Raw genomic sequence first — 22,762 nt, 5'->3', positions numbered from 1 at the left:
CGTCCCTGGCGCGATCTCCCGCCCGTCAGGAGGTCGGCTGGCTCAGCCGCGGACGCGCCGTGTGCAAAAGGTGGCGGGCGCGTCGGTACGCGCGCCAGCCCCGGGTGCGCAAGCGCTCGCCGCGCCAGGCCAGCGGCCAGCCGGTGCCGTCGAGCAGGGTCCGGATTCCGGCGACGCCGGTGTCCCGCTCGATCAGCACCCGGGCGATGGCGAAGACGTCATCGTCCGGGTGGCTCAGCGCGTTCTTGACTCCACAGGCCGAGGAGTAGCCGGCGGCGCCTACCGCGGTCCGCACGGTGACGCTGTGGTAGCCGTACGGATAGGCGAACGATCGGACCGACGTTCCGATACCGTCCTCCAGCAACTCTCGGCTTCCGGTGACCTCCCGGTGCAGCTCGACAGGGCCGAGACAGTCGAGCGCCTGGTGGCTCCGACTGTGCGACCCGATCTCCACCCCGTGCGAGTGCAGCGCACGGAGGCCGTCCCAGTCGAGTGACGGATCTCCGCGCGGCGGGGGCGCCGCGCCCACCCGCGCGGCGATGACGTATGCGGTCGCCGTGAGCTGGTGCCGGCGTAGCACCGGCAGTGCAGTCTCGGCGAGGTCGGGGAAGCCGTCGTCGAAGGTGATCAACACTGGTCGCGGCGGCAGCGGAGCGTGCCCGCGCAGCACCGTCGCGTAGCCGCTCACCGTCATGGGCGTACGCCCGCGTTCCCGGATCAGTGTCATCTGCTCGTCGAAGTCGCCGGGCGACACCGACCAGCGCAGCGTGCCGTCTCGGCGTACGTCCCCGACGCTGTGGTAGCAGAAAACGGGCACGACGGTCTTCGGTGAACGGTTCACGCGCGGCTCCGTCCGGATCGGGCCGCCGCGGCGGCGTAGTACGCCGGCCCAAGCACCAGCCCGCAGAGCTCGAGGGCGGTCAGCGAGGCGGGATAGCCCTTCTGCTTCCCGCCGTTCTTCGCCGATCCGGGCCAGAGGGCGTAGGCGAGGCCGCGAGGCAGCCGCCGCAGTAGATCGCGACGGGTGGTGGGGTCGCTTGCGATGCACTTCGTGAGGACGGCGCCGAGCCCGACGCCGTACTGGTACATCGTCCGTCGCAGTGCCCGAAGCTCACGGCGGTGCGTGTGCCAGACCATGGCCCCCGGCTCGTAGGCCAGCGTGTGTCCGGCGAGCACCGTACGCAGCAGCACGTCGATGTCCTCCCCGCTGCGCAGCCGCGGATCGAAGCCGCCGAGTCGGCGCAGCACGTCGGTACGGAACGCCATGTTGGCGCCGGATCCGTACGATCCGGGCAGGTAGGGGTGGAGCGACCGCCGTGGCTCGACCCGATGAGCACCCCCCACCTCGACCGTGGTGGACCCGGCCCGGTTGAACCGCCGCTGCTGGCAGCCCTTGCCGTAACCGCCGTACTGCTCCAGCCAGATCTGCGATGGCGTGTCCAGTTCCCGGGCGAGGACCTGACCGGTCACCCCGGCCACGTCGTCGTCGGTGAAGCCGTCGACGAGGGCGCGCAGCCACCCGCGGTCGAGGAGGAGGTCGTCGTCGGCGAAGGCCACGAACGCGCCCCGTGCCTCGGCCAGCCCGCGGTTGCGGGCGTGCGCGACGCCGGGCCGTGGTTCCCGGGTGTAGCGGAACCGGGGATCGTCGGCGGAGCGACTGATGAGGATCCGTGCCGTATCGGTGGGATGCGGCGCGTTGTCCACGACGACGATCTCGTAGTGGGGGTATTCGAGCGCGGAGAGCGAGTCGAGGGTGGATGCGAAGAGCGGGGTGCCTCCACAGGTGGGCACGACCACGCTGACAAACGGGGCGTACTGCACCGCCGGCCGGCGGGAGGGACACGATCCGGTGGCAGCGGCTGCCGCCAATTCGGCGACACCCGCCGGTCCGGGGCCGCCGGTCTCTCCGGGCGGGCCGGGGTCGAGCCGGTCGAGCGTGGGAAGGCCGTCCTGTCGCAGGTGTGCGTCGATCGCCGCGGAGAGGCGGGCCCGGATCGCGGCGGTGAGCGCCGGCGCGGTCAGCCCGCCGGCCGGCAGCGTGACATCGACCAGCCCGAGCGGCTGCCCGTGCAGCCGGACCAGGGCCTGCGTTGCGCCGTACCGGCTGCCGTCCGGCCCGCCCGTGTCAGGCACGTCCGGAACGCCCTCGGAGAGCTCGACGGCAAGCACCCGTACCGGCGGCGGACCTGGCCGGCGCCGGGGGGCCTGCTCGCCGACCGCGTGAGAGGCGCGCCGGGCGCGGGCGGTGAGGTAGCCGGCGGCGGTGACCAGCAGCCCGGCGACGATCGCGCCAGACCGCAGCAGCCCGGCGCGATCGCCGTCGCGGACCTGGCGCAGGCCGCGGCGCACACCGGCGGGCAGGGTGCGGCGGGTGTACGTGCGCTCCGTGGCGAGCCCGGCGTCGCTACCGACCAGCCGGGCGACGACGGCCTTCGAGCGTCCCTCGGAGAAGCAGCGCTGCCGGAAGTAGCGCCAGGTCCCCCGGTCGACGGTCACCCTGTGCCGGACCCGCGCCGCGGGATCGTAGAGCACAACTGCATCCGGTTCGAGCTGCCGGACGCGGATGCAGAGCTCGGTCTCCTCGCAGCCGACCGGCGTCCGACCGACCCGGCCGAGCGCCGGGTCGAAGCCGGTGGTGCGGTCCAGGACCGACCGGCGGAAGGACATGTTGCAGCCGATGACGTTCCGCACGGGGGCGACCTGCGTGGGCAGGCCGGTGAAGCTGCATCCGACAACCCAGTCGAACTCGGGAGGCAGCCACAGCGGCCGTTCCTCCTCCCAGGCCGGTGCGGCGTGCCCGCCGACCGCGAGCACCCGCTCGTCCCGGTAGTGCGGCAGCAGCCGGGCCAGCCAGTCGGGCTCCGCCTCGGCGTCGTCGTCGAGGAAGGCGACGATGTCGCCGGTCGCCCGGCCCGTTCCGGTGTTGCGGGCCGCCGAGAGGCCGCGCGGGCCGCTGTTCGCGACGACGGTCAGCTCGGGGAACGTGGCCCGCACCCGCGCCATCAGCGCCGGGTTGTGGTCGACGACCACGACGACCTGTGCCGCCGGTACGTTCTGTGTCAGCACCGAGCGGACCGCTTTGACGATCTGTGGCCACCGCCGGTCGGTGTAGACGCAGATGACCACGGTCACGGTCAGAGTCGAGCCGGGCCCGGCCGGCGCTTGCGGATCGAGGACCGTGACCGGGTCAGACGTCGACGAGGACGCGTTCGACGTTGCTGCGGATCCAGCGTGGATCGTCATGGTCACCTTCCGAGTCGATGAAGAGCAGCATGTGGCGTAGCCAGTAGAGGAGCAGGGCCGGTCGTGGCGGGATGCCGTCCAGCCAGCTGGCCGCCTCGGCGGCCGGGACGTCGAGCGTCCGGTCGATGCCGTGCCGCAGCGCGTGGACGACGATCTCGCCGAGTTCATCGCCGCGGGCCAGGCGACGGGCGAGGATGTGCAGGTGCAGCAGGTCGTGCAGGGGGAGTTGGCGGGCCGCGGCCCGGTCCCAGTCGACGATCCCGGTCACCTCGCCGGATGAGGTGGCCAGCAGGTTGCCGGGCCAGAAGTCGCCGTGGATCCAGGAGATGCTGACGGTGCGGCCGACGAGCGCGGCGAGGAGTTCCTCCCGTAGTCGCCACACCGTGTCGAGGAGCCGGTCACGTCGGGGGTGGGTGGCAACGTACTTCTCCAGCCGTCGGAGCGGGGCGTCGACCCAGTCCGCCACGGCGTCCCGGTCGAGCAGGGTCCGTTCCCGCGTGCGCTGGTGCAGGTCGCGGATCACCCGGCTGGCGGAGGCGAGCAGCGCGGCGCGTCGGGTACGCCGCAGCATCAGCCCGCTCGCCGCGACACCCCGCAGCGCCCCCTCCACGCAGTAGTAGCGCCCCTCGACTTCCCCCTGCGCCGCGCAGGACGGCAGGAGAGAACGTAGGTCGGGCAGGCGCTGGTTGCTCCCCAGCAGGTCGAGCACCTCGGCCTGGCGCCGCAGCCCTTCGACGGCCTGATCGGTCCAGGGCACCTTGACCACGTAGCGGCAGCCGGTCGCCCGGCACCGTACCGTGGCCACGGCGACGGACGTGCTGGTGAAGGCGACGGTCTCGGTTCGCCACCGCGTGTTGTCGGTGGCGGTCGCCTGGGCGACCAGGCGTGGGGCGACGGCGGCGGTCCAGCTGCGTTCGCGCCCGTGCAGCAGGCGGGTGAGTTTGTCCCGGAGCACTGGCTGCGCCCACTGTACGGCTCCTCTCACCGGGCGGTCCGTTCGGCGTAGTGCCGCCAGATCCGGCCGAGCGCGTCGGCGAGCACCAGTTCCGGCGCCCGCTCGGCGTCCAAGCGCTCGAGGTGCGGAACTCGCCGGCGTAGCCGCCGGTACTGCTCACGTTCCCGCTCAAGGTGCTCGGGGTCGTACTCGCCGGAGCGGCGGTACATGACCGGCCCTGGAACGTCCAGGAACAGCACCACGTCGGGTGCCGGGCAGAGTCGGCTCAGCAGATGGAAGTACGGCCGTTTGAGCCAGACGAGCGGCCCGCGTGGCGGCAGCAGGGCGTCGTAGACGTAGCGGTCGAAGACCACCGTCCGGCCCAGCGCCCGGTGGCGCACCGCCGCGAAGTAGCGACGCCACACGGCGAACGGGCGCAGCAGAATTCGTACGCCCTGCTCCGCGATGCTGCGCGGTGCCTCGTTAGACGGCCATAGCCCCATATAGACGCGGCGTACCGGAAAGTAGAACGCCGACTGGATGCTTCGGGCCAGGGTGGACTTTCCCGATCCGTCGGGGCCGATCAGGGCGACGCTGACACCTCGACGGCTCCATGCCTGCAACGGCCGCTCGATCGAGCGCAGGGCGGCCGAGGTGACGAGACGACGGGCCGCGCTGCCCGGGTGGGTCCGCCACCAGGCGGTGAGCAGGTTCCGACGTACGGCCGCCAGCGCCGTCGGACGGCCGGCCCGCCAGTAGGCCAGCAGCATCCGGGCCGCCCGGTCCGGTAGCGCCCGGGCGAGTGGGCTGTCGAGCGTGGCGTGGTCCTCCAGTTCTCGCAGTCGACGGAGGTGGTGGCCGGGGACGGCGCCCTTGTCGAGAACGCAGTGCAGGAGCAGCGCCCAGAATTCGTCTGCGGGTGGGAGTAGCCACATGTCGTCCTGGCGTACCCGGCGGCTCAGGCACTGGTCGCCGGCCCGGGTGCGTACCTCGAATCCACGGCCGTAGGCGAGTTCCGTCACCAGGTCGAGTTCGACCCACGAGCTGGTGGCTGCGTCGAGCCCGAGGAAGAACCGGTGACTGCCCCGGCCGTGACTGGCCAGGCGGATCAGGCCATGGGCCTGCATGACGGCAATGGACCGCGCGAGATCGACCGGCGCGACGAGGAGGTCCAGGTCCCCGGGGGCGTTGAGCGTCTCCGGACCGCCGCGCAGCAGGCACCAGCGCACGCCGGCCTCGTCGAGGCCGGCCAGCAGCGCCCGGGCGAACCGGTGAGCGGCCGGCGAGGGTTCCGCTGGCCGTGGTGGTTCCGGATGGCCCGCCACCGCGATCGTCGTCGGCGCGGTCGTGTCGTCGCCTCTCATCGTGTCTCCGAAGGCTGCGCGGCTGCGTCGGTCAGGCGCAGGCACTGGCCCGTCGGTACGGCGGGAGCCGACGGGCGGGGGGTGACGGGGAACGCAAACTCCACCGGTGCGTCGGTCCGCAGCGCGACGTATCGCACCTCGTACGGCTCGAGGCGGAGGGGCCGTCCCTGTACCTGCAGGTCGATCCGGTCGTCTTCGGTGTGCACCAGGAGAACGCCCTCCCGGCCCTGGGCCAGGCCCAGCTCCGGCACCGGCCAGGAGACCGTGTCGGGCCCGGTACGGCCTGCGAGCACTTGCTGCAGCCGGGCGACCGCCTCCGCGTATGCGAGGGGACGCCCCCCGCCGTGGCCGTCCGTCGAGCTCCAGAGCGCCGGCCCGTGCGTCTCGTCGGTGTCGCGCTGGGGTTCCCAGATCAGTGCCGTCGTCGCGCCCTGGTCAGCCATGTGCAGCAGCGCGGCGACGGCGCGGGCGGTCAGCTTGGGTTGACCGCCCGCTTCGGCCCGGCCCACGTGGAACTCGCTCCACCAGATGGGCAGGGACGTCCGCTGGCGTAGCCACCGGGTGAGTGCGCCGAACAGGGCGCTACTGGTGGTGGTCGCCGTGATCCTCCCCTGGTCGCGGGTGGACAGTCCGGCGTCGACGGCGACGAAGTCCGCGCCGTGCTTGTGCCGCAGCCAGTAGTCCAGCACGTCGAGACCACGCTGGTCGACCACGCCGCAGGCGCCGGCGAGCGCCGACGGGTGAGAGGTGGTCGTCCGTCTCGCCCAGGTGTCGATGACGACGTACGGACCACCGACGGCGATGGTGGGGTCCACCGCCTTGAGCGCGTCGTACACGGTGTTGTACAGGTTGGTGTAGGACTCGTAGTCCCACCGGTTCCGGGCATCGTTCCAAAAGCCCTTCATCTCGTTCCAGACCTGAAAGTGCCGCACGTCGGGATAGCGTCGGGCGACCGCCGCGGCGAGCGCGGCGAAGTCGGCGTAGTGCTGTGGGCGGGGCGCGTCGTGCAGCCGGTCCCAGTTGGTCTCCCCGGGGCGTCCACCCTTCATCCAGTCCGGCGCGCAGCAGAGCGTGATGACCGGTGTGCCCCCGGTCGACCTGATCAGTTCCATCCGCCGGTCCAGCGAGGACCAGTCGAACCTGCCCGGGCTCGGCTGCGGGTTTTCCGCCCCCCAGCCGAAGATGTGCTGGTTCTGGTAGCTGGCCGTCGCTGTCAGGACGGCCTTGGCGGAGACGGTGGCGGGCGGGCCGCCCCAGTCGTCGATTGAGTACTGGGTGTGGGTGACGCCCACGGACAGGGTGCGCGGGTCGGGGCGGTGGCCCTGTGGCGCTGACCAGTCGTATCCGACCGGGTCGGCGCCGACCGGTGAGGGTTCGCCGGCGCGGGGAGCCTCTGGCGTGGGGCCGCTGGTAGTCACGAGCAGGGTGATCACGGTCAACACTGCGGGAAGGGCCAGCCAGCGGAGTGCGGTCGCTCGGGTCGGAAGCGGGCAGCGAGGCGGTGTACGGCTCATGACCTACCCCCGCACGGGCCGGAGCGCGAGAATCCGCCGTACGCCGACGCGAACGCGCCGGGCCAGCGGGGTGATCGGCAGGCGCTCGATGCGGTAGCTGGCGTAGTCCTGGCTGACGGCTCCGAAGCGGCTCTTGAACAGTGCCAACGAGGAGACCCGTGCCGAGTCGCCCATGTTGTAGGTCGCGCACCCGGCCTCGATTGCGTCCGCGATTGCCGTCTTGTGCAGCAGGTAGTTGGCGTAGACCGGGCCGGCGAGCTTCTCCAGCATCGCGCCGCGCCAGTACATCGCCGTCGTCGCTGCGCGCAGCACGACGATCGCGGCGACCGGTTGTCCCTCGTGGTATGCGACGTATATCCGGCACCGGGGGCCGAGCATGGCCGCGACGGTGGGCAGCTTCCGGTTCGGCTCCCGCCGCGCCGACAGCCGCCGGGCGAGCGGGAGCGGGAGGCGTTCCCGCCGCGCCCAGCGGTCGACGGACTGGTGGTAGAGCTGCTGGAAGACGGGGACCAGGCGGCCCTCGTCGTCACACTCGACGTGGACGCCGGCGCGCTCCGCACGGCGGATCCGGTTGCGCGTGTCGCTGCGGAACCGTTTGCGCCACACTTCGTCAAGTCCGCCGTCGAGGACGACCGTCTGCGTCATCCGCTCCTCGCGTAGCACGCTCGCTGGCACCGCCGCCTCCCACGTCCCGGCCGTCGCGGGGTCGGGGCGGATCATGGTGCTCAGCACGTACCGCTGCGCGAGGTCGCCTACCACCATGCGGACGTCCTCCGGGCGGAGCTCTCCGCCGTCGCAGACGAGCCCGCCGGGTCCCCACCCGATGGGGAGTCCGAAGTCCGTCGCGAGGATCGGACCGAGCCCCGGGCGTCGTACGAGCGGAAGAACCAGGCGCCTTCCGTCGGCGGTCTCGTAGAGCCGCGAGACGTCCTCGTAGCCTTCTACCGTGCACACGCAGCGCAGCCAGGTCGGCGTCTGACTGGGCAGGGCGTTCGACGCGGAGGCGAGCACCTGCTCCCAGGCGCCGACCGGTGCTGGACTCGTAACCCGTAGCGGTCGCAGGGCGCCCGGTGCCAGCCCGAGGCGGGGCTCGAGGCTGGTCCCGGCGCTCACGACGAGCCCAGCTGGAGTTCGGCGTGCCAGTACCGCTGGGTGGAGTCGTTGCTGGCCACGACCACCATGCCGGTGGTGCTGGTGACGTCCTGCTTGGTGGTCGTCACGTTGTTCATGTTCGGCGAGAGGGCGTCCCTGATGACCGGCGTACCGCGGCCGTCAGGGAAGGTGATGCTGCCCATCGGAGAACTCTTCATGAAGATCGTTCCCGGGTAGCCCGAGTAGGGGCATCCGCTGTCCGGTGCGGTCATGAAGACGTACAGCGTTTGATGCTCGGAGTCGAGCAGCAGGACCGGCCGGGTCTGGCAGTCCCTGATCCGCCCGACCGGGTAGCTGGACCAGTCGCCGGTCGACGCGTCCCGGGCGAGAAGCATGATCAAGGGCGCCGAGGACGTGCCGCCGGCGTCGTCGAGCCCGGTCTTGACGACCGCGAAGACCCGCCCGGAGGCGTCGGCCTGGAGTGCCTTGATGTTGATGTGGTCGTCGGCACTGTTCGGACCCTGGATTGCCGTACGCGTGACGTTCCAGGTGGAGAGCGGCATGCCATCGGTGTGCTCGGCGAAGTACACCGCGGATTTCGCCTGGTTGCTCCACATCACACCGATTGCTGTGCCGCCGAAGCTCACCACCGACGAGATGTCGTCGCTCGACAGGTTGGCGGCGTCGGTGACCGGGAGCACGAACGGCGCTCCCCAGATCGTGTCTGCGCCGGTCGTGTTGTTGACGTAGACCTTGGAGCCCTGTGTCCAGGTCGCCCAGAGCACGCCCGTCGAATCCTTGTCGATGGTCAGGGTCTCGCTGGAGTAGTTGGTGATCTGTGCCGGGAAGCCGGTGTCGCGGGTGTAGGTCTTCGTCGCGACGTCGTAGCTGAAGCGATAGAGCCGCGCCGGGTTTCCGGAGGCCGCGCCCGTCGAGGAGCTGGCCCGGACGTGCGAGGAGACGTAGAGCTTGGTGCCGTCCCACAGCACGTCGGAGCGGGTCTTCGGCCGGTTGTCGACGATGGTTCCGGTGTCCATCCACTGCTGGCTGGAGCGGTCGAGTCGGAAGATGTGGTGGGTCTGGCTGCCGGTGTGGAAGAGAACCGCCCACCAGGCGCCGTCGTTCCACCACAGCTTGCTCTCCGGCTTCTCACCGGTCGCCGCCGAGCCGTCGCCTGAGGTGGACGGACCGACGTAGCCGAGGTCGCCGGGGGCCGCTGCGGCCGGTGTGGCCAGCCCGGCGGGTACGGGTGTGGCGCCGAACAGCACGCCCAGCAGCAGGGCGAGGGTGTAGGCGCCGCGTGCCACCGGGGCGCGCCGCAGAGGACTCGTCATGGGGCCACCTCAGTCAGCGCCGGACTGGTCGTGTCGGCGGCGAGGGGTTGCCACCGGTGCAGCACGCGGTGGTCGATCGGGTCCACCACCGGTCGAGGGCGCCGTAGGACCCGCTCCCGGATCAGCGTGCGGAGCACCCGCTGACCGTCGCGGAAGGTGTGCAGGTTGGAGACGCCGCAGCGGCGGGGGAATTCCATGCTCGGCACCTCGGCGATGCGCAGGTTCGCCTTGAGCGCGTGGACTACGAGCTCGGTCTCGATCTCGAAGCCGTGCGCGGTCAGGGCGAGCGCCGGCAGGCAGCTGCGACGGAAGGAACAGAACCCGTAGCACAGGTCGGTGAAGCGGACGAGGAAGAAGCTGTTCGTCAGTCGCACAAGCATCTGGTTCCCGGTCCGGCGCAGCGCAGTCAGGTCGGTTGATCCGCCGCCGGCCAGAAACCGGGAGCCCTTGACAAAGTCGTAGCCGTTCATGAGAGGGGTCACGAAGCGGTGGATCTCGGCGGGATCCATGCTGCCGTCGGCGTCGATCATCACGATCAGGTCGCCGCTGGCTGCGGCGAACGCCACCCGCGCCGCGTCGCCCTTGCCCCGGCAGTGCTGCGTCAGCACCACGATGTCCGGCCGGATGGCGCGGGCGACCTCGACCGTGCGATCCGACGAGTGCCCGTCGACGAGGACCACCTCGTCGACGATCCGCGGCATGCGCTCGAGCACCCAGGCGATGTTCTTCTCCTCGTTGAGCGTCGGGATGACCACGCTCACCGTCTGTCGCTCGGAATGAGCGTTCACCAGTCCGGCGTCGCCGGCGGGGCGCTCCCGCATCCGCAAGATGCTCCGCTGCCGGTCACGATGCCCCGTCGGCGTGGTGAGTGGGGGGTCGGACAGCAGGCTGGGGACGTGGGCGTCGATGTCCCGGTTCAGGGTCACCGCATCCCCTTCCCGAGGGACGCTGTGCGGCCGCGCCGCGGTGCGAGGTCGGTCTCCCCCGTACCGCTGGCGGTGACGTTCGGTTTGTCTCTCATGGGCCCCTCATCTCGTTGATGCTCGCAGCTCCGGGCTATTTAGTCCGTGGTGTCCGGATTACGCCAATTCGGGCTATTCCGCCCCGGGCAAACCGGGGTAAACAGGAGGCAAAGCTAACATTGCGCAAAGTCGAACATGCCGGGTTTTCGTGATGGATCGGACGATTGTGGACGAGGCGGCGGCTGCGCCACCCGCCGCCCGGCCTGACCTGGTCAGGCGGTCGGCCGACGTGGTCGGTCGGAGTGGCCGCCACCCCCGTCGCGGGCGCGGTCCGAGCCGTGGACCGCAGGCTGCGGAGGGGACACACCTCGAGACGGAGCACTCGCCGAGGTGCCATCGATGCCGGGTCGGCGAGGGCACGTCCCGCGCAGGCGGCGGCATGGGTGGAACGGCAGGCGGTCGCGCTCAACTGGTGCCGAACAGTTCTGAATGGTGCCGGCCCGACCTGCAATTTGCGTGTCGCAGACCATGCAACACGACGGACACTGACCCGGGAGTCAGCAAACTCTATATTGCCTGGTAGGGCAGTACCGGTAGATCGCCACGATAAGGGACCGGCGGCGGTGGGGCCCAGCTAGACCCAACTAACGAGGACGTCAGGCGGCAGCGTAGGTGTCGGCGGCCGGGCGGAGGGACTGCTCCCGCAGCCCCTCCGCCCGGTAGCGGGGCTTGCGCGCGTCACGTGAGTCAACGCCAGCCGTAGATCTCCATCTCGATGACCCTGGCCAGATTGTCGGTCGGGCTGGGCTGCGTGAACACCAGCCGTGCCTGTTGGATGCCGCGCGGCGCACCGCTCAGGTCGAGCCGGGCCGGGTTGGCGCTGTTCTGCCCGACCGTGCCCGCCGACTGCCAAACCCCGTCGACCAGGACCTCCACCCGGAAGGCCTGTACCCCCAGCGCGTCGGACCCGGCCGTCGGGGGAATCGTCGAAGTGGCACGCACATCGCCTCTCGCATTATCGGCAACCTCGGCGAACTGAGGCGCGCCATGGACGACCCCAACACCGTGTTCGAGTTCTAGCGCGATGTGCCCACACCCCGAAACGCCGGCTCATCGGCAGATCCGTGTGTCTGATCTTCGGCGAGGGGCAACGATCGGCGTGATCCGTTGGGTAGCGGGCGTCATCGTCGTGGCCGCCTTTATCTGAAAGTCCACATTGGCGTCCTTGCACAAGGGCTACGGCGTCAACAGCGGCTCCACGAACTTCACCGAGTGCCCACGCGGGCCGGTGGAGGGTAGCCGCTCGACCGCGCCGTCGCGCACCGACAGCCGCACTCCGCTCGCGGGTTCGCGCGGGAAGTGCCAGGGGTGGTAGCCGAACAGCACGTGTTCGGTGTCCTCCCAGACCGGCTCCCGATACGTCCCCTGTGGGGACCGCCGGCGGTCCTCAGGTAACCACCACACCTGCGGCTGCACCGTAGCTCCCGGCTCGACCGGGAACAGCGTGAGCGCCGGCGGGTTGGAGCGCACCGTCCACAACCGGTCACCGCCGGGCGCGAGCCGGGCCATCTGGTCGACCGGCACCGTCACCGTCGTCCCGTCTGGCCGAACTACGGTGATCCCCTCCACCTTCCGCGCACTGCCGGTGCCGGTGAGCGGGTCGACCTGCTGCACCGGGTGCGCGTACCGCTCCGGGTCGGTGCCGGGTGTCCAGCGCATTGTGGCCCACCGGGCCTGGTGGTCGGTGAAGAAGACCGTGCCGCGGTACGCCCCGACGAGGCTGATCCCCCGATCGTCTGGCCATGGCATGGTCTCCACCGGGCCGCCGCCCAGGTCGATCACCCGCAGCTGGTACCGCGACACCCGCCGGCGGTGCTGACTGTCGACCACCGCCACCCGCCGCCCGTCGCCCAGCAGCATCACGCCCGGCATCCGCACCTCGTCGATCTCGGTCACCTCGCCGGCCGCGGAGACCAACCGGGCCGGGTGCCCGTGGCTCACCACAAGCACGCCCTGCCTGGTTTGCAGTGCCCGGCTCCAGCGCGCGGCTTCGAGCCGGGCCAGGTCCACCCGCGCGCCGTCGCGCCACCCGACCAGTGTGCCGTTCGCCTCGATCACACCGGCCCGCGGCGGCGCACCGAACGGCGGGCCGGGCGGCTCCTCCCGGTTGCGCTGCGGGAACCTCACCAACATCCCGCGGCCGTCCGCTGCGTCGCCTGCCACCCGCGCCATCGCACCCAGCATGAAGCTTCTGGTCGAGCGGCCGGCCGAGTTCGGCGCCGGACCGGACAGCATCGGCGCGGCGACCGACATCCTGGTCGGTGTAACGGGCGCGGCCGGCGCGGTCGGGACGGCCGGTACGGTTGGGGCGGCCGGCGCGGTCGGGGCGGCCGACGCCGGGCTCGGGCGGCGTCCCAGCCACAGCCGCAGCGGCTCCCCGCCGTCGGCGTGCAGCAGGCCCGTCCGCTGCGCGAAGACCAGCCCGTCGCGCAGCTCTGCCTCGCTCACCAGCAGCCGTTCGGCCAGCTCGGCGGCCGTGGTCTGCAGCGGTGCCGGGAATGCCCACCTCAGCACCGCCTCGAGATCCTCGGCCAGCGGGCCGTACCGGCTGCGGGCGTCCTGCAGCCGCACGGACCGGACCCGGTCGGGCGGCAACGACAGCACCGTGTCCACCCGGGCCGGGCGCCCGGCGCGGTAGCCGTCCGGGCCCTCGCGAACCAGGATGCCGGCCGCGGCCAGCAGCGGCAGCAGGTCACGCTTGCGGCGCACCAGCGGCACGCCCAGCTCGGCAGCGATTTCGTCAAGCCGACGCTGCTGCCCGGCCAGCCGAGCCACCACCTCCGCGCGCTGGGCGGCGTTGCGCTCATCGAGGTCGGCGTGGCCGGTGGTCAACGGCTCCCGGGGTGGTTGCCACAGCGGCGCGTCGAGCCATCCCGACGGGCGCGAGTGCGTCCGGCCCCAGTCGTCGATGTGCTCCACGGTCACCGGTCCGCCGTGCTCACGGGCCGCGGCGTTGACAATGCCGGCGAATTCCATCGGCTCGTACTGCAGCTCGGACTGCCAGCCGTCGTAGCCCGGACCGACGGCGGGCCGGCCGCGCGCCAGCCAGACCGGCGGCTCAGGTGCCAGATCCGGCCAGAAACGCAGCAACCAGCGATCCCCGAACCCGTCCTCGGTGCCGCCCCGCCGGCGCGCCACCCGGACCCGGTAGCAGCCGGCGCCACCCAGCTCGAGGTCGGCCGGACCGGCGCCGCCGGTCAGCACGGTCAGCGACAGACCCCCGGAGCTCGCACGGTAGGGAGTCTCCAGCACATCGTCGAAGCCTGCGTGGTCAGCTGGCGGCGGGCCGTCGTGCAGCTCCAAACGCACCATGTGGTGGCCGTCGCCGGCCTGACACAGGATCCAGCCGGCGCCAGCTCCGGCGAACGTGCCGGTCGGCTCGTCTTCACGGTCACGCCCGCGCGGCAACTCCGGATCGTCGCCCGGCTCCCCCGGGTCGTCCGGGTCCCGCAGGACGACGAGTCCATATTCGGGAGAGTAATCGTCGTGCTCGAACACCCGTACGACGGCCACGGCGGTCAACCTAGCAAAATCCGGCCGTGACCGTAAGGCGGCAGCCGGGGCAGCAACAAGCGCGTCAGGCCAACCAGTCGTGAGAACCGCCCGTCGGCCCCGACGGTCCACAGCACCGGAGCCACCAGCGCGCGCTGAAGCGGCGACTGTCCAACGTGGACTACGCCCGGATGGTCGCCGACCAGAAACGACGGCAGGCGGCGGATCCGGGAGGGCACTCGGGGACGACTCTGCAATCCAGCGTGACCGACCTGACCCCGGACATCGGCCCTTCGGACAAGCCACTTCCCGGACCCGCCACCAACCACCCTAAACCCTTGGTTCGAGCGGCGCCTTGCCATAAGTGCCATAAGTGGATGGCCAGCTCGCCCGCTGGTACGCGGTACCGGCGGGTGAGCTGACGCCTACCGGCCTGGCAAGGTCAACGCGTAGGTCAGCCCGCGCCGTACCCAGGTGACCAGGTCCGAACGCGTGGCACAGGCCTGCTCGGCCACTGTGATCCAGCCCCGCAAGGGTCGGCTGCGCATCACCATTGTGGCGGTACCAGGTTCGGCGAGCATCATCTCGTGGTCGGCTCGGGCGACCCGCACCATCAGGCCTCCGCCGTTGAGGGCGACGACGGCCATGTGGCCGTGCACCAGCCAGGCGAGCCCGCCGAACATCCGCTTCTCGGTAACGCCTGACTGGTCGGCGAGGGCCTCCCGCACCCGGGCGGCCAGTTGGTCATCGAACACCATCACTGGCCCGCCGGCGTTGGAACTCTTCGAACGGCAGACGGTCGAAGATGAACCGGTTGTGGACGATCTTTCCGCCCCGGACCGTGACGCACTCGGCCGCCGGTGCGCTTTTGGCCGGGATCGTTTCGGTGTCGTACATGAGCAGGGCTGTGCTGTCGTCCCCGAATGCGGCGATCATCTCCGCGCTGATCAGGAACTGTTCCGCGAACGGCACGAGAAACTCACGGTAGGCGTGGATGCCGGCGAGTCGCCCGGGAGGGGCATCGAGCACGACGTTGTCCGCGATGTAGGTCATCGCCGTTTCGAGGTTCTTGCCGGTCCACGCGCGGTGATGAGCTAAGGCGATCTGCAATGCTGGGCTGGTCATGATCTCTCCTTCGGTGTCGCCCGTTACGACACCTCCGAGCCGGGAAACGGAACGGCTGTGACGCAGGTCACGTTCGAGGATCTGGTGGCAGAGCACCGGCGCGAGTTGCTGGTGCACTGCTACCGCCTGCTGGGCTCGGTGACCGATGCCGAGGACGTGTTGCAGGAGGCGCTGCTGGCGGCCTGGCGCGGCCTGGACGGGTTCGAGGGCCGCTCATCGCTGCGGTCGTGGCTCTACCGGATCGCCACCAACCGCTGCCTCAACGCGCTGCGGGATCGCGGCCGACGGATACCGTCCGAGCCGCAGCCGCCGTTTCAGCCGCCGGAACCCAGCCGCCGCACTCACGTGACCTGGCTGCAGCCCTACCCGGACGCGCTGCTGGAGCACGTGCCCGACGCCGACCGCGGCCCCGAGGCGCGCTACGGCGCGCGGGAGGACATCGAGTTGGCGTTCATCGCGGCGTTGCAGCGCCTCACACCGCGGCAGGCCGCCGTGCTGGTGCTCTGCGATGTGCTCGGTTACCCGCTCGGTGAGGTCGCGCCGATGCTGGACACCACACCGACCGCGATCAAAGGTCTGCTGCAGCGGGCACGCGGCGCGATCGAACGTCACCGCGACCCCGCCGGTGAGGCGCCGCCCGCGCCTGGATCGACGCGGGAACGTCAGGTAGTCGAGCGCTTCGCCGAAGCCTTCGCAGGTAACGATTTTGACACCCTGGTCAGTCTGCTCACCGACGAGGCATGGCTGGCCATGCCGCCCGCCCCGCACGAATACCACGGCGTGGCCGCCATCATCTCGTTCCTGCGGACCAGCGCCGCTTGGCGCGTCAGCCAAAGGCTAAGAATCCGGCTGCGCCCTACTCGCATGAACGGGCAGCCTGCGTTTGTCTCGCACCTCGTCGGGGACGGCACCGAGCGACCTGGCGGGCTGGTGGTGCTCACCCTGGCCGGCGACCGCCTGAGCGGCATGACCCTGTTCCTTCACGACATCTGAGCCCAGTTCCCTGGCGACTGCTCGACGGCTACGGCTATCGCCTCGCCAAGATCTCGAAGGCCCGAACGGGCTGCCACGGTGGCGGTTGAGGCGCCATGCCGTCAAGATCGGATGCGCTGATCTCGGCATGTCCGCGCACGTCGAGCGCACCGCACGGCCATCGCGCAACGTGACGCTCGCTCCGCGGCATGAGAGTGATGTCGATCTTGGAAGGAGTGCTGCTACTGCCAGGTGAAACTGAAGAAATTTGGGGCGGATTGAAGTCTGGCTTCAGGTCGGGAGGCGGATGCCTGTGCCGTTGCCCGGCCGCCGGTCGAGGATGAGATCGCCGGCGCGACGCACCACCTGCGCGCGGGTGCGGTCGCCGTGGTCGGCGGCTAGGAAGTGTTCTCCGATGAGTAGGCAGAACGCGAGCACGCTGCGGGCCTCCACCTCCTCCGGATCGTCGCAAAAGGTGCCGATCATTTCCCGCAGCAGACCCATCCGCCGGTTGTCGACCCGGCGTAGGCGATCGGCGACCGCCTGGTCGCGGCGGGACCAGTCGCGGATCGCGAGGTCGATCGGCAGGAGTCGGTCACTGGAGAAGGTCAGAACGCCGGCCCTGGCAATCCGGGTCTTCGGGTGGCCGCCTTCGCGTTCGATGCGATCGAGCACCTCGTCGGTGCTTTCCCGCTCCCACGTGTCCAGCATGGCCGTCAGCAGCGCGTCGCGGTCGGTGAAGAATCCGTAGAAGCCGCCCTTCGTGACGCCGAGCTGCTTGGCCAATGCTTCGACACGGACCGCGTCCGGGCCGCCGGCCGCGAGCGCTTCCAGCCCGGCCTCGATCCATCGGTCTCGCGGCGTGCGCGTCTCGAACTTGATGTGACTCACCTCACTCTAGCGTATACGCCACCGTATATGGCCGATATCCTCGCCCTGTACGGCAGCGTATATGAGGTCAATCGGCCACTCGGGAGGGGCGTCATGGATGTCTTCGGTTCGGTGGCAGAGCTGTACGAGAAGGAGCGGCCCGGTTATCCGGCTGAGGTCGCCGACGCGATCATCGCGTACCACGGCGGCGTTCCCGCCTCGGTGGCTGAAATCGGCGCCGGCACGGGAAAGGGCACCGAGGTCCTCGCCGCCATCGGCGCTCCGCTGACCTGCATTGAGCCGGACCCGCGGATGGCTGACCTGCTCAGTGCCAAGTTTCCGCAGGCACAGGTGCACGTCGGCAAGTTCGAGCAGTGGACCCCGCCGCCCGGCGGGGTGGCCGCGCTGGGCTGCGCAATGGCTTGGCACTGGCTCGACCCGGTCACCCGTAACGCGCAAGCACGCGACGCCCTGACGCGGGGCGGGGTCCTCGCCCTGTTCGGGCACCGGTACGGCTACGCCGACGCCCGGCAGGCCGCCGCGATCCGGTCGTTGCTCCACTCACTCGACCCGACTATGAAAGAGCGCCCGGCGGACTGGATGTACCACGACGTGATGGCCGGCGGTGAGTTCGCCGACGTCCGCGTGGAACGGTTCCGCCTCGACGTGCCGCTCACCCGGGACCGGTACCTCGCGCTGGTACGCACCCTCGGCCCGTTCCTGGCCCGCCCGCCGGAACTGCAGCAGCGCGGCCTCGACCTGCTCGGCCGGTTGATCGACGACTTCGGCGGCACCGTGGTGCTTGACCTGGGGACCAGCCTGACGCTGGCCCGCAACTCCGCCGGGGTGACCCCGTGAACCCGATCTGGCTGCCGGTCGTCGCCATCCAGGGGCTATGGCTGCGCTCCACTCTTCGGCTCACTTTGGCGCCGGGCGGCGGAACCAGCGGCACCGCGCCCGGGCCCGCAGGCACGCCGCTGCGCCTGGCCGTACTCGGCGACTCCACCGCCGCGGGCTGCGGCGTCACCGGCGACGACGAGGCGTTCGCGGCCGGGTTCGCGCGGGAGATCGCCGCCCGCACACGGCGGCCGACCAACTGGCAGGTGGTGGGCCAGTTCGGCGCCACGGCCCGGCGCATCCGCTTCCGGCTTGTACCGCGCCTCGGCGACGACCTTGACATCGTCGTCCTGCTCGCCGGCGCCAACGACGTGATGGCCGGGCGCGGGCCGGCTTTGTGGCGCGACGATCTGACCGGCATCCTTACCGACCTCGCCCACCGCACCCACCGGTTGGTGATCGCCGGGATCCCGCCGTTCACGCGGTTCCCCTCCATTCCGGCGAGGCTCGCGCGCTACCTCGGCGAGCGTGCGGACGCTCTGGACGCGGTCTCCCGGGAGGTGTGCGGACGAAACCCGGAGCGAACAACATTCATCGGTGCGCCCGCCGGGACGCCGCCGCCCGACTTCTTCGGCGCCGACCGCTTCCACCCATCAGCCCTCGGATACCGGCTTTGGGCCCAGGACGTCGCCGCCCGTGTTATCCCGGCTCAATGATTTGCTTATCCCTCTACCCACGCACTCATCTCGGCATGACCGCGCGGATCGCGGCATGAGAGTTAACGGTTTCTGGCAAAGTCTACCGATCAACACGGTCCTGCCCTCGTCGCTGCGTGAGAGCAGGGAGACCGCGTCGCGGCGGCGATGTGCGGCGGCCGTGCGGCACACGATCAGAATGGTGCGGGTCCGCGGCCTGTCAACGACATCAACACCTGCGTGGCGAGTAGCTTGCGTATGCCGGTGACGGCGACTGTCCCCATCCGATCGTAGGGCAGTTCCAATTGCAGCCCTTCGACTGCGTTGCGAAGGTCTGTCGTGATCTCGTCCGGACGGAACGTGCCGCCCCAGCCGTTGAGTCCTCCGCGCTGGTTGGTACTGAGGGAAGCCATGCCGGATATGCATGCGCCGTCGACCAGGATCAGCCTCGCAGGACCCGAGTAGGTCGTCGTCATAGTCATCAACCCTTCAGGATGTAACGTCGCGCACCCCGGGTCCCGGCTGTCTGACAGTCATCAGGAGGCGAGGCGTCGAGTCCGACCATGGTGTGCTCCACTTGGACCGCGACCGTACGTGCCTCGACCGTCAGGACGACGGCGATGCGGAATTCGACTCGTCAGCGATAAGGGTCGACGTCTGTGTCTATCTGGTTCATGAGCCAAAGGCGCGCCTTGGGCGAGAGCTGACAATCGGCCTGGGCAGACTAGCGCCCGAGGTCCGAATCGATCCGAAGAAGAGAACACGGGGCCAATGCTGAGCTCGCTCCACACCGAGATGGCCGGCCTTCTGCCGATCAGAAGATTTTCGCGATGCCGTGGTGAGCGCATGAAACGCCGAACGGCGGCCCGCTGAACCAGTCGGGCCGCCGTTCGCAGTGTGGATCAAAGCGGGCGGATGTTCTCCGCCTGCGGGCCCTTCTGGCCTTGGGTGATGTCGAACTCCACCTTCTGATTCTCGTCGAGGCTGCGGAAGCCGCTCGCCGAGATTGCAGAGAAGTGGGCGAAGACGTCGGCGCCGCCGTCGTCCGGGCTGATGAAGCCGAAGCCCTTGTCGGCGTTGAACCACTTCACGGTACCTGTAGTCATGTCTGCTCCTTCGCAGGCTGTTAGAGACCGCACTCTGCGGACCCTTACGCCGCCGCGTTGATCACCCGCGTCGAAACGACACGAAAAACGAAAAGCGCCTGGATGGGTTTCAGATGCCCCATCAGGCGCCGGAAAACGTCTACGGAAATCAAAACTGCAACTCGGTTACCGTAGCACATGATCTGTCGTCGATCCCATGGCAGTGAGTGGACCTGGTCACTCGTCTGCTGCCACGCCGCGTGCAGTACCTGTCCGCCACCGCAAACGGGGGCGAGTACATGCGCACCGTACTGGCCGAGACCACCCTGCTGCTGGTCGCCGCATCCGTGGCACTCGTGACCACCACGACCGCCGGTATCCAGGTCGTCCGGCGCACCGCAGCAAACCAGCAGCACAACGCCGTTGCCGGAGTCACAACGGCGTAGTCGTCCACGTGACGCACGGTCGGCGGCAAGAGAGTGCATTCTGGGCCAGCTCCGTCGGCGCTGATCGCGTACCTTGCAGACATGCCAGTGGCATCCGCCGACTCGCTGCAAGCTGTGGTCGCTACCCCACCACATCGCCGCCTCGCCACGCTCGCGTTCTCCCTAGCGCTGGTCGCCGTAGGGCTGATCGGCGGCTTCGGAGCAGCCAAGCTTGCCGACGATCCGCACACCGCCAAGCCGGAGCTGCTCGCTGGGACGGTCACCTGGTCGAATGACCAGACTAGGTCCATCGCCTTCGAGGAGAACGGGGCCCTACGGGGCCCTCTCGATGGCGACACGATCTATTCAGTGATCGCCGAAAGCTGGCAGGACGTGAACGGGACACTGCACCAGGACGGCACCTATCCAACCTGCCTGGCCGGCGAGAAGGACGACCCCGTCTCAATGGACCGGCACCGAGTCGAGCTTGAGGTCCTACACCGAGACACGGGCGGTCAGCCACAGCACATCGCCGTCCGCGTCCACTGCCTCGACTAAGGCGTGTTTCATAATCAGGTGGCTTCGGTCGTGGAAACGGGGCCCAGATAGGCGTCTCTTCTGGACCCAGGGCGGAGTGTTTCTCCATGATCAATGTGCGGGAATTTGGGTCCCGTCCTGGAGGCGTCGGCGGGTGAGCGCAAGGATGTCGATCAATTAGCCGGGGTCGCCGATGATGTCGTGGCCGCGGAGAAGGGCATCGACCTCGTAGTAGCCGTTCGGGCCGATGCTGCGCCGCTGGCGACATCCACGGAGCCCTCGACCGGGCTCTTCGAAGACGTCCTCGCCTTCGAGGAGTCGTTCGGCGCTGCACGGCGAGCGCGAGGAGGACGCCGCGCTGCCGGTGAGCTGGCGGCGATGGACTCCTGTGATTCAGCGCGCGCGGCGGTAGTGCATGGCCACCACGCCGTTGCGGAGCGGCTCCGCCGAGAGCAGCTCGAGCTGGCGCGTGCCGGGCAGCCCGCCCTGGTACAGCGTCGGGCCGTGGCCGGCGATCCTGGGATGGACGAGCATCTTGTACTCGTCGATCAGGTCCAGCCGGTCGAGCTCGGTCGCGAGCTTGCCGCTTCCGAGGAGGACCCCGGCCGGGGTCGCGTCCTTAAGCTTCTGCACGCCCTCGCGCAGATCACCGGCGATGTGGTGGCTGTTGGCCCACGGGAAGTCCTTGCGCGTCGACGACACCACGTACTTGGGTTTGGCCTCCAGCTTGACCGCCCACTCGCGCATGGCCGGCGGCGCCTCCTCGTCGCCGCGGGCGACGGCCGGCCAGTAGCTCTCCATCATCTCGTAGGTGACGCGACCCCACAGCATTGCCCCGCCCTCGTCCATGAGACGGGTGAAGAAGGCGTGCGTCTCGTCGTCGGCGATCCCCTCCTGGTGGTCGACGCAACCGTCCAGGGTGAGGTTGAGGCTGAAGATGAGCGGTCCCATGGCCGGCGAGTCTAACGCCACTACGGCGTCGGCCCAGGCTGTCCGCCAAGGCGCGGGTGTTCGCCACCGGGCAGGGCCGCAAGACCGACGCCACCGACGCCCACTCCATCGCGCTGGTCGGCACCCGCATGGCCGGGCTGCGCCCGGTGGTTAACGATGAGCAGCTGGCCCTGATGCGGATTTTGGTCGACCGGCGCCGCTGTCTTGGCGAGGACCACACCCGGATGGTCTCCCAGCTGCAACAACTGCTGCTGGAACTAATTCCGGGTGGAGCGAAGAAGAGTCTGTCCGCTGCCCAGGCCAAAGCACTGCTGGCCACGATCCGGCCTCGCGACGCGGTCGGCAAGGCCCGACGCCGGGTGGCCGCGGAGCTGATCGGTGACTTCGAACGGGTCTACCGGCGCCCCAGGGAGGCAGACAAGGAACTGACCGAACTGGTGGCCTCCACCGGCACCACGCTGATGAACCTGCATGGCATTGGACCGTCCGGCGCCGCCCGGTTGCTGGCCGAGGTCGGCGACATCACCCGGTTCCCGAACCGGCCCAATTCGCCTCCTGGAACGGCACCGCCCCCATCGACGCGTCCCGCGGCGAGCAGGTCCGCCATCGGCCCTCCCGCGGCGGGAACCGGCAGATCAACCGCGTGAACAGCGGTGTCAGCGCCGCGTGCGGTCGATCTCGGTGCCGGACTCGCCGGGCCGGGCCCCGATCGCCTCCTCGGCGGCCCGACCGCCAGTGCTCTCGTCACCCAGGTCCAGACTGCTGCGGGGCAGGCCCGACAGTCCGGCCGCGTCCTGGTTCTCACCCTGCACGCCCCGCGCGTCCTGGGCGCGGTCGTCGACCACCGACTCGCCCCGCCGGGCACCGACCGCCTCCTCGGCGGCCCGACCGCCAGTGCTCTCGTCACCCAGGTCCAGACTGCTGCGGGGCAGGCCGGACAACCCGGCCGGATCCTGCGTCGGCTGGTCGACGGCGGCGGCCGTCTGCGCGCCCGATCCGCCGGCCGACTCGCGGCGTCCGACGCCCTCGGCGCGGTACGTGCCCGAGGTCGGTGCGCCGCCCTGCTCGGCCAGGTTGGTGTCGACCGGCCGGCCGGCCGGCTCGGCCAGTCCGGCCCGGCGCAACATCTCGACCAGCTCGTCGTGCGGCATCCGGTCCGTGTCCGGTATCCCCGCACCGCGCGCAATCGACCGCAGGGTCGTGAGGTCCTGATCCGCGAAGGTCTCGGCCATGCCGCTGGCTTCCCCCGTGCCGGGGACGGAAACCCGGA

22 protein-coding genes and 1 pseudogene are annotated in these 22,762 nt (G+C 70.0%); 6 read left to right on the top strand and 17 right to left on the bottom strand.

What is annotated here, in order from left to right; genetic code table 11:
- Positions 1-25 precede the first annotated feature (25 nt).
- From BUS84_RS01525 to BUS84_RS01470, 12 genes are all read right to left on the bottom strand, one after another.
- A complete protein-coding gene (locus BUS84_RS01525; RefSeq protein WP_074308122.1) occupies positions 26-841 on the bottom strand; it encodes a polysaccharide deacetylase family protein in 816 nt (271 codons plus the stop codon).
- Positions 838-3,132, bottom strand: coding sequence for a glycosyltransferase family 2 protein (locus BUS84_RS38040; protein WP_074308120.1), 2,295 nt, complete (start codon positions 3,130-3,132; stop codon positions 838-840). Before BUS84_RS38040 ends, BUS84_RS01525 begins: the two co-directional genes overlap by 4 nt.
- Before the next feature lie 55 nt (positions 3,133-3,187).
- Complete coding sequence (locus tag BUS84_RS01515) at positions 3,188-4,228, bottom strand: phosphotransferase family protein (protein ID WP_159450945.1); 1,041 nt, start codon at positions 4,226-4,228, stop codon at positions 3,188-3,190.
- Positions 4,225-5,541, bottom strand: coding sequence for a nucleoside/nucleotide kinase family protein (locus BUS84_RS01510; protein ID WP_074308116.1), 1,317 nt, complete (start codon positions 5,539-5,541; stop codon positions 4,225-4,227). The genes BUS84_RS01515 and BUS84_RS01510 overlap by 4 nt, the downstream gene beginning before the upstream one ends.
- Positions 5,538-6,959 (bottom strand): GH39 family glycosyl hydrolase, encoded by a 1,422-nt coding sequence (locus tag BUS84_RS01505; RefSeq protein WP_159450944.1) that lies wholly within the window; start codon positions 6,957-6,959, stop codon positions 5,538-5,540. Before BUS84_RS01505 ends, BUS84_RS01510 begins: the two co-directional genes overlap by 4 nt.
- Positions 6,960-7,058: 99 nt before the next feature.
- Positions 7,059-8,168: a GNAT family N-acetyltransferase gene (locus BUS84_RS01500; protein ID WP_074308112.1), complete on the bottom strand. Its 1,110-nt coding sequence runs from the start codon at positions 8,166-8,168 to the stop codon at positions 7,059-7,061.
- Entirely contained in the window at positions 8,165-9,481 is a 1,317-nt protein-coding gene (locus tag BUS84_RS01495; protein ID WP_143728146.1) for a hypothetical protein, read from the bottom strand. Before BUS84_RS01495 ends, BUS84_RS01500 begins: the two co-directional genes overlap by 4 nt.
- Positions 9,478-10,407 (bottom strand): glycosyltransferase family 2 protein, encoded by a 930-nt coding sequence (locus BUS84_RS01490; protein ID WP_074308108.1) that lies wholly within the window; start codon positions 10,405-10,407, stop codon positions 9,478-9,480. Before BUS84_RS01490 ends, BUS84_RS01495 begins: the two co-directional genes overlap by 4 nt.
- A gap of 783 nt (positions 10,408-11,190) precedes the next feature.
- On the bottom strand, positions 11,191-11,379 hold the full coding sequence (locus BUS84_RS01485) for a hypothetical protein (RefSeq protein WP_143728145.1): 189 nt from the start codon (positions 11,377-11,379) through the stop codon (positions 11,191-11,193).
- Positions 11,380-11,679: 300 nt separating this feature from the next.
- The gene (locus BUS84_RS38850; protein WP_074308104.1) at positions 11,680-14,016 is read right to left on the bottom strand and encodes a hypothetical protein; all 2,337 of its coding nucleotides are present in this window, start codon (positions 14,014-14,016) and stop codon (positions 11,680-11,682) included.
- A gap of 404 nt (positions 14,017-14,420) precedes the next feature.
- Positions 14,421-14,753, bottom strand: coding sequence for a TfoX/Sxy family protein (locus BUS84_RS01475; protein ID WP_074308102.1), 333 nt, complete (start codon positions 14,751-14,753; stop codon positions 14,421-14,423).
- Complete coding sequence (locus BUS84_RS01470) at positions 14,740-15,120, bottom strand: nuclear transport factor 2 family protein (protein WP_074308100.1); 381 nt, start codon at positions 15,118-15,120, stop codon at positions 14,740-14,742. Before BUS84_RS01470 ends, BUS84_RS01475 begins: the two co-directional genes overlap by 14 nt.
- Positions 15,121-15,177: 57 nt before the next feature.
- On the opposite strand from BUS84_RS01470, the gene BUS84_RS01465 reads away from it, so the two are divergent.
- Positions 15,178-16,113, top strand: a complete 936-nt coding sequence (locus BUS84_RS01465; protein ID WP_074308098.1) for an RNA polymerase subunit sigma-70 — start codon at positions 15,178-15,180, stop codon at positions 16,111-16,113.
- A gap of 270 nt (positions 16,114-16,383) precedes the next feature.
- Here BUS84_RS01465 and BUS84_RS01460 read toward each other — a convergent pair whose 3' ends face one another.
- A complete protein-coding gene (locus BUS84_RS01460) occupies positions 16,384-16,983 on the bottom strand; it encodes a TetR/AcrR family transcriptional regulator (RefSeq protein ID WP_074308096.1) in 600 nt (199 codons plus the stop codon).
- Between the two features lie 93 nt (positions 16,984-17,076).
- On the opposite strand from BUS84_RS01460, the gene BUS84_RS01455 reads away from it, so the two are divergent.
- Positions 17,077-17,820 (top strand): class I SAM-dependent methyltransferase, encoded by a 744-nt coding sequence (locus BUS84_RS01455; protein WP_074308094.1) that lies wholly within the window; start codon positions 17,077-17,079, stop codon positions 17,818-17,820.
- Entirely contained in the window at positions 17,817-18,515 is a 699-nt protein-coding gene (locus BUS84_RS01450; protein ID WP_074308092.1) for an SGNH/GDSL hydrolase family protein, read from the top strand. The genes BUS84_RS01455 and BUS84_RS01450 overlap by 4 nt, the downstream gene beginning before the upstream one ends.
- Positions 18,516-18,688: 173 nt before the next feature.
- On the opposite strand, the gene BUS84_RS01445 is transcribed toward BUS84_RS01450, so the two are convergent.
- Together BUS84_RS01445 and cspE are read right to left on the bottom strand one after the other, a co-directional pair.
- Positions 18,689-18,970 (bottom strand): hypothetical protein, encoded by a 282-nt coding sequence (locus BUS84_RS01445; RefSeq protein ID WP_074311884.1) that lies wholly within the window; start codon positions 18,968-18,970, stop codon positions 18,689-18,691.
- 426 nt (positions 18,971-19,396) lie between these two features.
- Positions 19,397-19,600: a transcription antiterminator/RNA stability regulator CspE gene (gene cspE / locus BUS84_RS01440; RefSeq protein ID WP_013283833.1), complete on the bottom strand. Its 204-nt coding sequence runs from the start codon at positions 19,598-19,600 to the stop codon at positions 19,397-19,399.
- 206 nt (positions 19,601-19,806) lie between these two features.
- On the opposite strand from cspE, the gene BUS84_RS01435 reads away from it, so the two are divergent.
- Both BUS84_RS01435 and BUS84_RS01430 read left to right on the top strand, forming a co-directional pair.
- The gene (locus tag BUS84_RS01435) at positions 19,807-20,025 is read left to right on the top strand and encodes a hypothetical protein (RefSeq protein WP_074308090.1); all 219 of its coding nucleotides are present in this window, start codon (positions 19,807-19,809) and stop codon (positions 20,023-20,025) included.
- An 81-nt stretch (positions 20,026-20,106) separates the two neighbouring features.
- Positions 20,107-20,562, top strand: coding sequence for a hypothetical protein (locus BUS84_RS01430; protein ID WP_244298311.1), 456 nt, complete (start codon positions 20,107-20,109; stop codon positions 20,560-20,562).
- Between the two features lie 372 nt (positions 20,563-20,934).
- Here BUS84_RS01430 and BUS84_RS01425 read toward each other — a convergent pair whose 3' ends face one another.
- The gene (locus tag BUS84_RS01425; RefSeq protein WP_074308086.1) at positions 20,935-21,492 is read right to left on the bottom strand and encodes a dihydrofolate reductase family protein; all 558 of its coding nucleotides are present in this window, start codon (positions 21,490-21,492) and stop codon (positions 20,935-20,937) included.
- Between the two features lie 56 nt (positions 21,493-21,548).
- Here BUS84_RS01425 and BUS84_RS39300 point away from each other — a divergent pair, with 56 nt between their 5' ends.
- The gene (locus tag BUS84_RS39300) at positions 21,549-22,139 is read left to right on the top strand and encodes an IS110 family transposase (RefSeq protein WP_244298310.1); all 591 of its coding nucleotides are present in this window, start codon (positions 21,549-21,551) and stop codon (positions 22,137-22,139) included.
- Positions 22,140-22,313: 174 nt separating this feature from the next.
- Here BUS84_RS39300 and BUS84_RS01415 read toward each other — a convergent pair.
- Positions 22,314-22,724 (bottom strand): annotated as a pseudogene (locus BUS84_RS01415) (hypothetical protein); the annotation flags it as partial.
- Positions 22,725-22,762 lie beyond the last annotated feature (38 nt).

This window comes from Micromonospora cremea (assembly GCF_900143515.1).
Taxonomy (GTDB): Bacteria; Actinomycetota; Actinomycetes; order Mycobacteriales; family Micromonosporaceae; genus Micromonospora; species Micromonospora cremea.
The sequence above is the reverse complement of the archived record's forward strand: the minus strand, read 5'-3'. Positions and strand labels throughout refer to the sequence as shown.

Bases quoted from the DNA above. Each gene is read 5' to 3' on its own strand.
- BUS84_RS01475 (WP_074308102.1), bottom strand. From the start codon at position 14,753: ATGGTGTTCGATGACCAACTGGCCGCCCGGGTGCGGGAGGCCCTCGCC.
- BUS84_RS01455 (WP_074308094.1), top strand. From the start codon at position 17,077: ATGGATGTCTTCGGTTCGGTGGCAGAGCTGTACGAGAAGGAGCGGCCC.
- BUS84_RS01430 (WP_244298311.1), top strand. From the start codon at position 20,107: ATGCCAGTGGCATCCGCCGACTCGCTGCAAGCTGTGGTCGCTACCCCA.
- BUS84_RS01445 (WP_074311884.1), bottom strand. From the start codon at position 18,970: ATGACGACGACCTACTCGGGTCCTGCGAGGCTGATCCTGGTCGACGGC.
- BUS84_RS01470 (WP_074308100.1), bottom strand. From the start codon at position 15,120: ATGACCAGCCCAGCATTGCAGATCGCCTTAGCTCATCACCGCGCGTGG.
- BUS84_RS01510 (WP_074308116.1), bottom strand. From the start codon at position 5,541: ATGAGAGGCGACGACACGACCGCGCCGACGACGATCGCGGTGGCGGGC.
- cspE (WP_013283833.1), bottom strand. From the start codon at position 19,600: ATGACTACAGGTACCGTGAAGTGGTTCAACGCCGACAAGGGCTTCGGC.
- BUS84_RS01495 (WP_143728146.1), bottom strand. From the start codon at position 9,481: ATGACGAGTCCTCTGCGGCGCGCCCCGGTGGCACGCGGCGCCTACACC.
- BUS84_RS01425 (WP_074308086.1), bottom strand. From the start codon at position 21,492: ATGGGACCGCTCATCTTCAGCCTCAACCTCACCCTGGACGGTTGCGTC.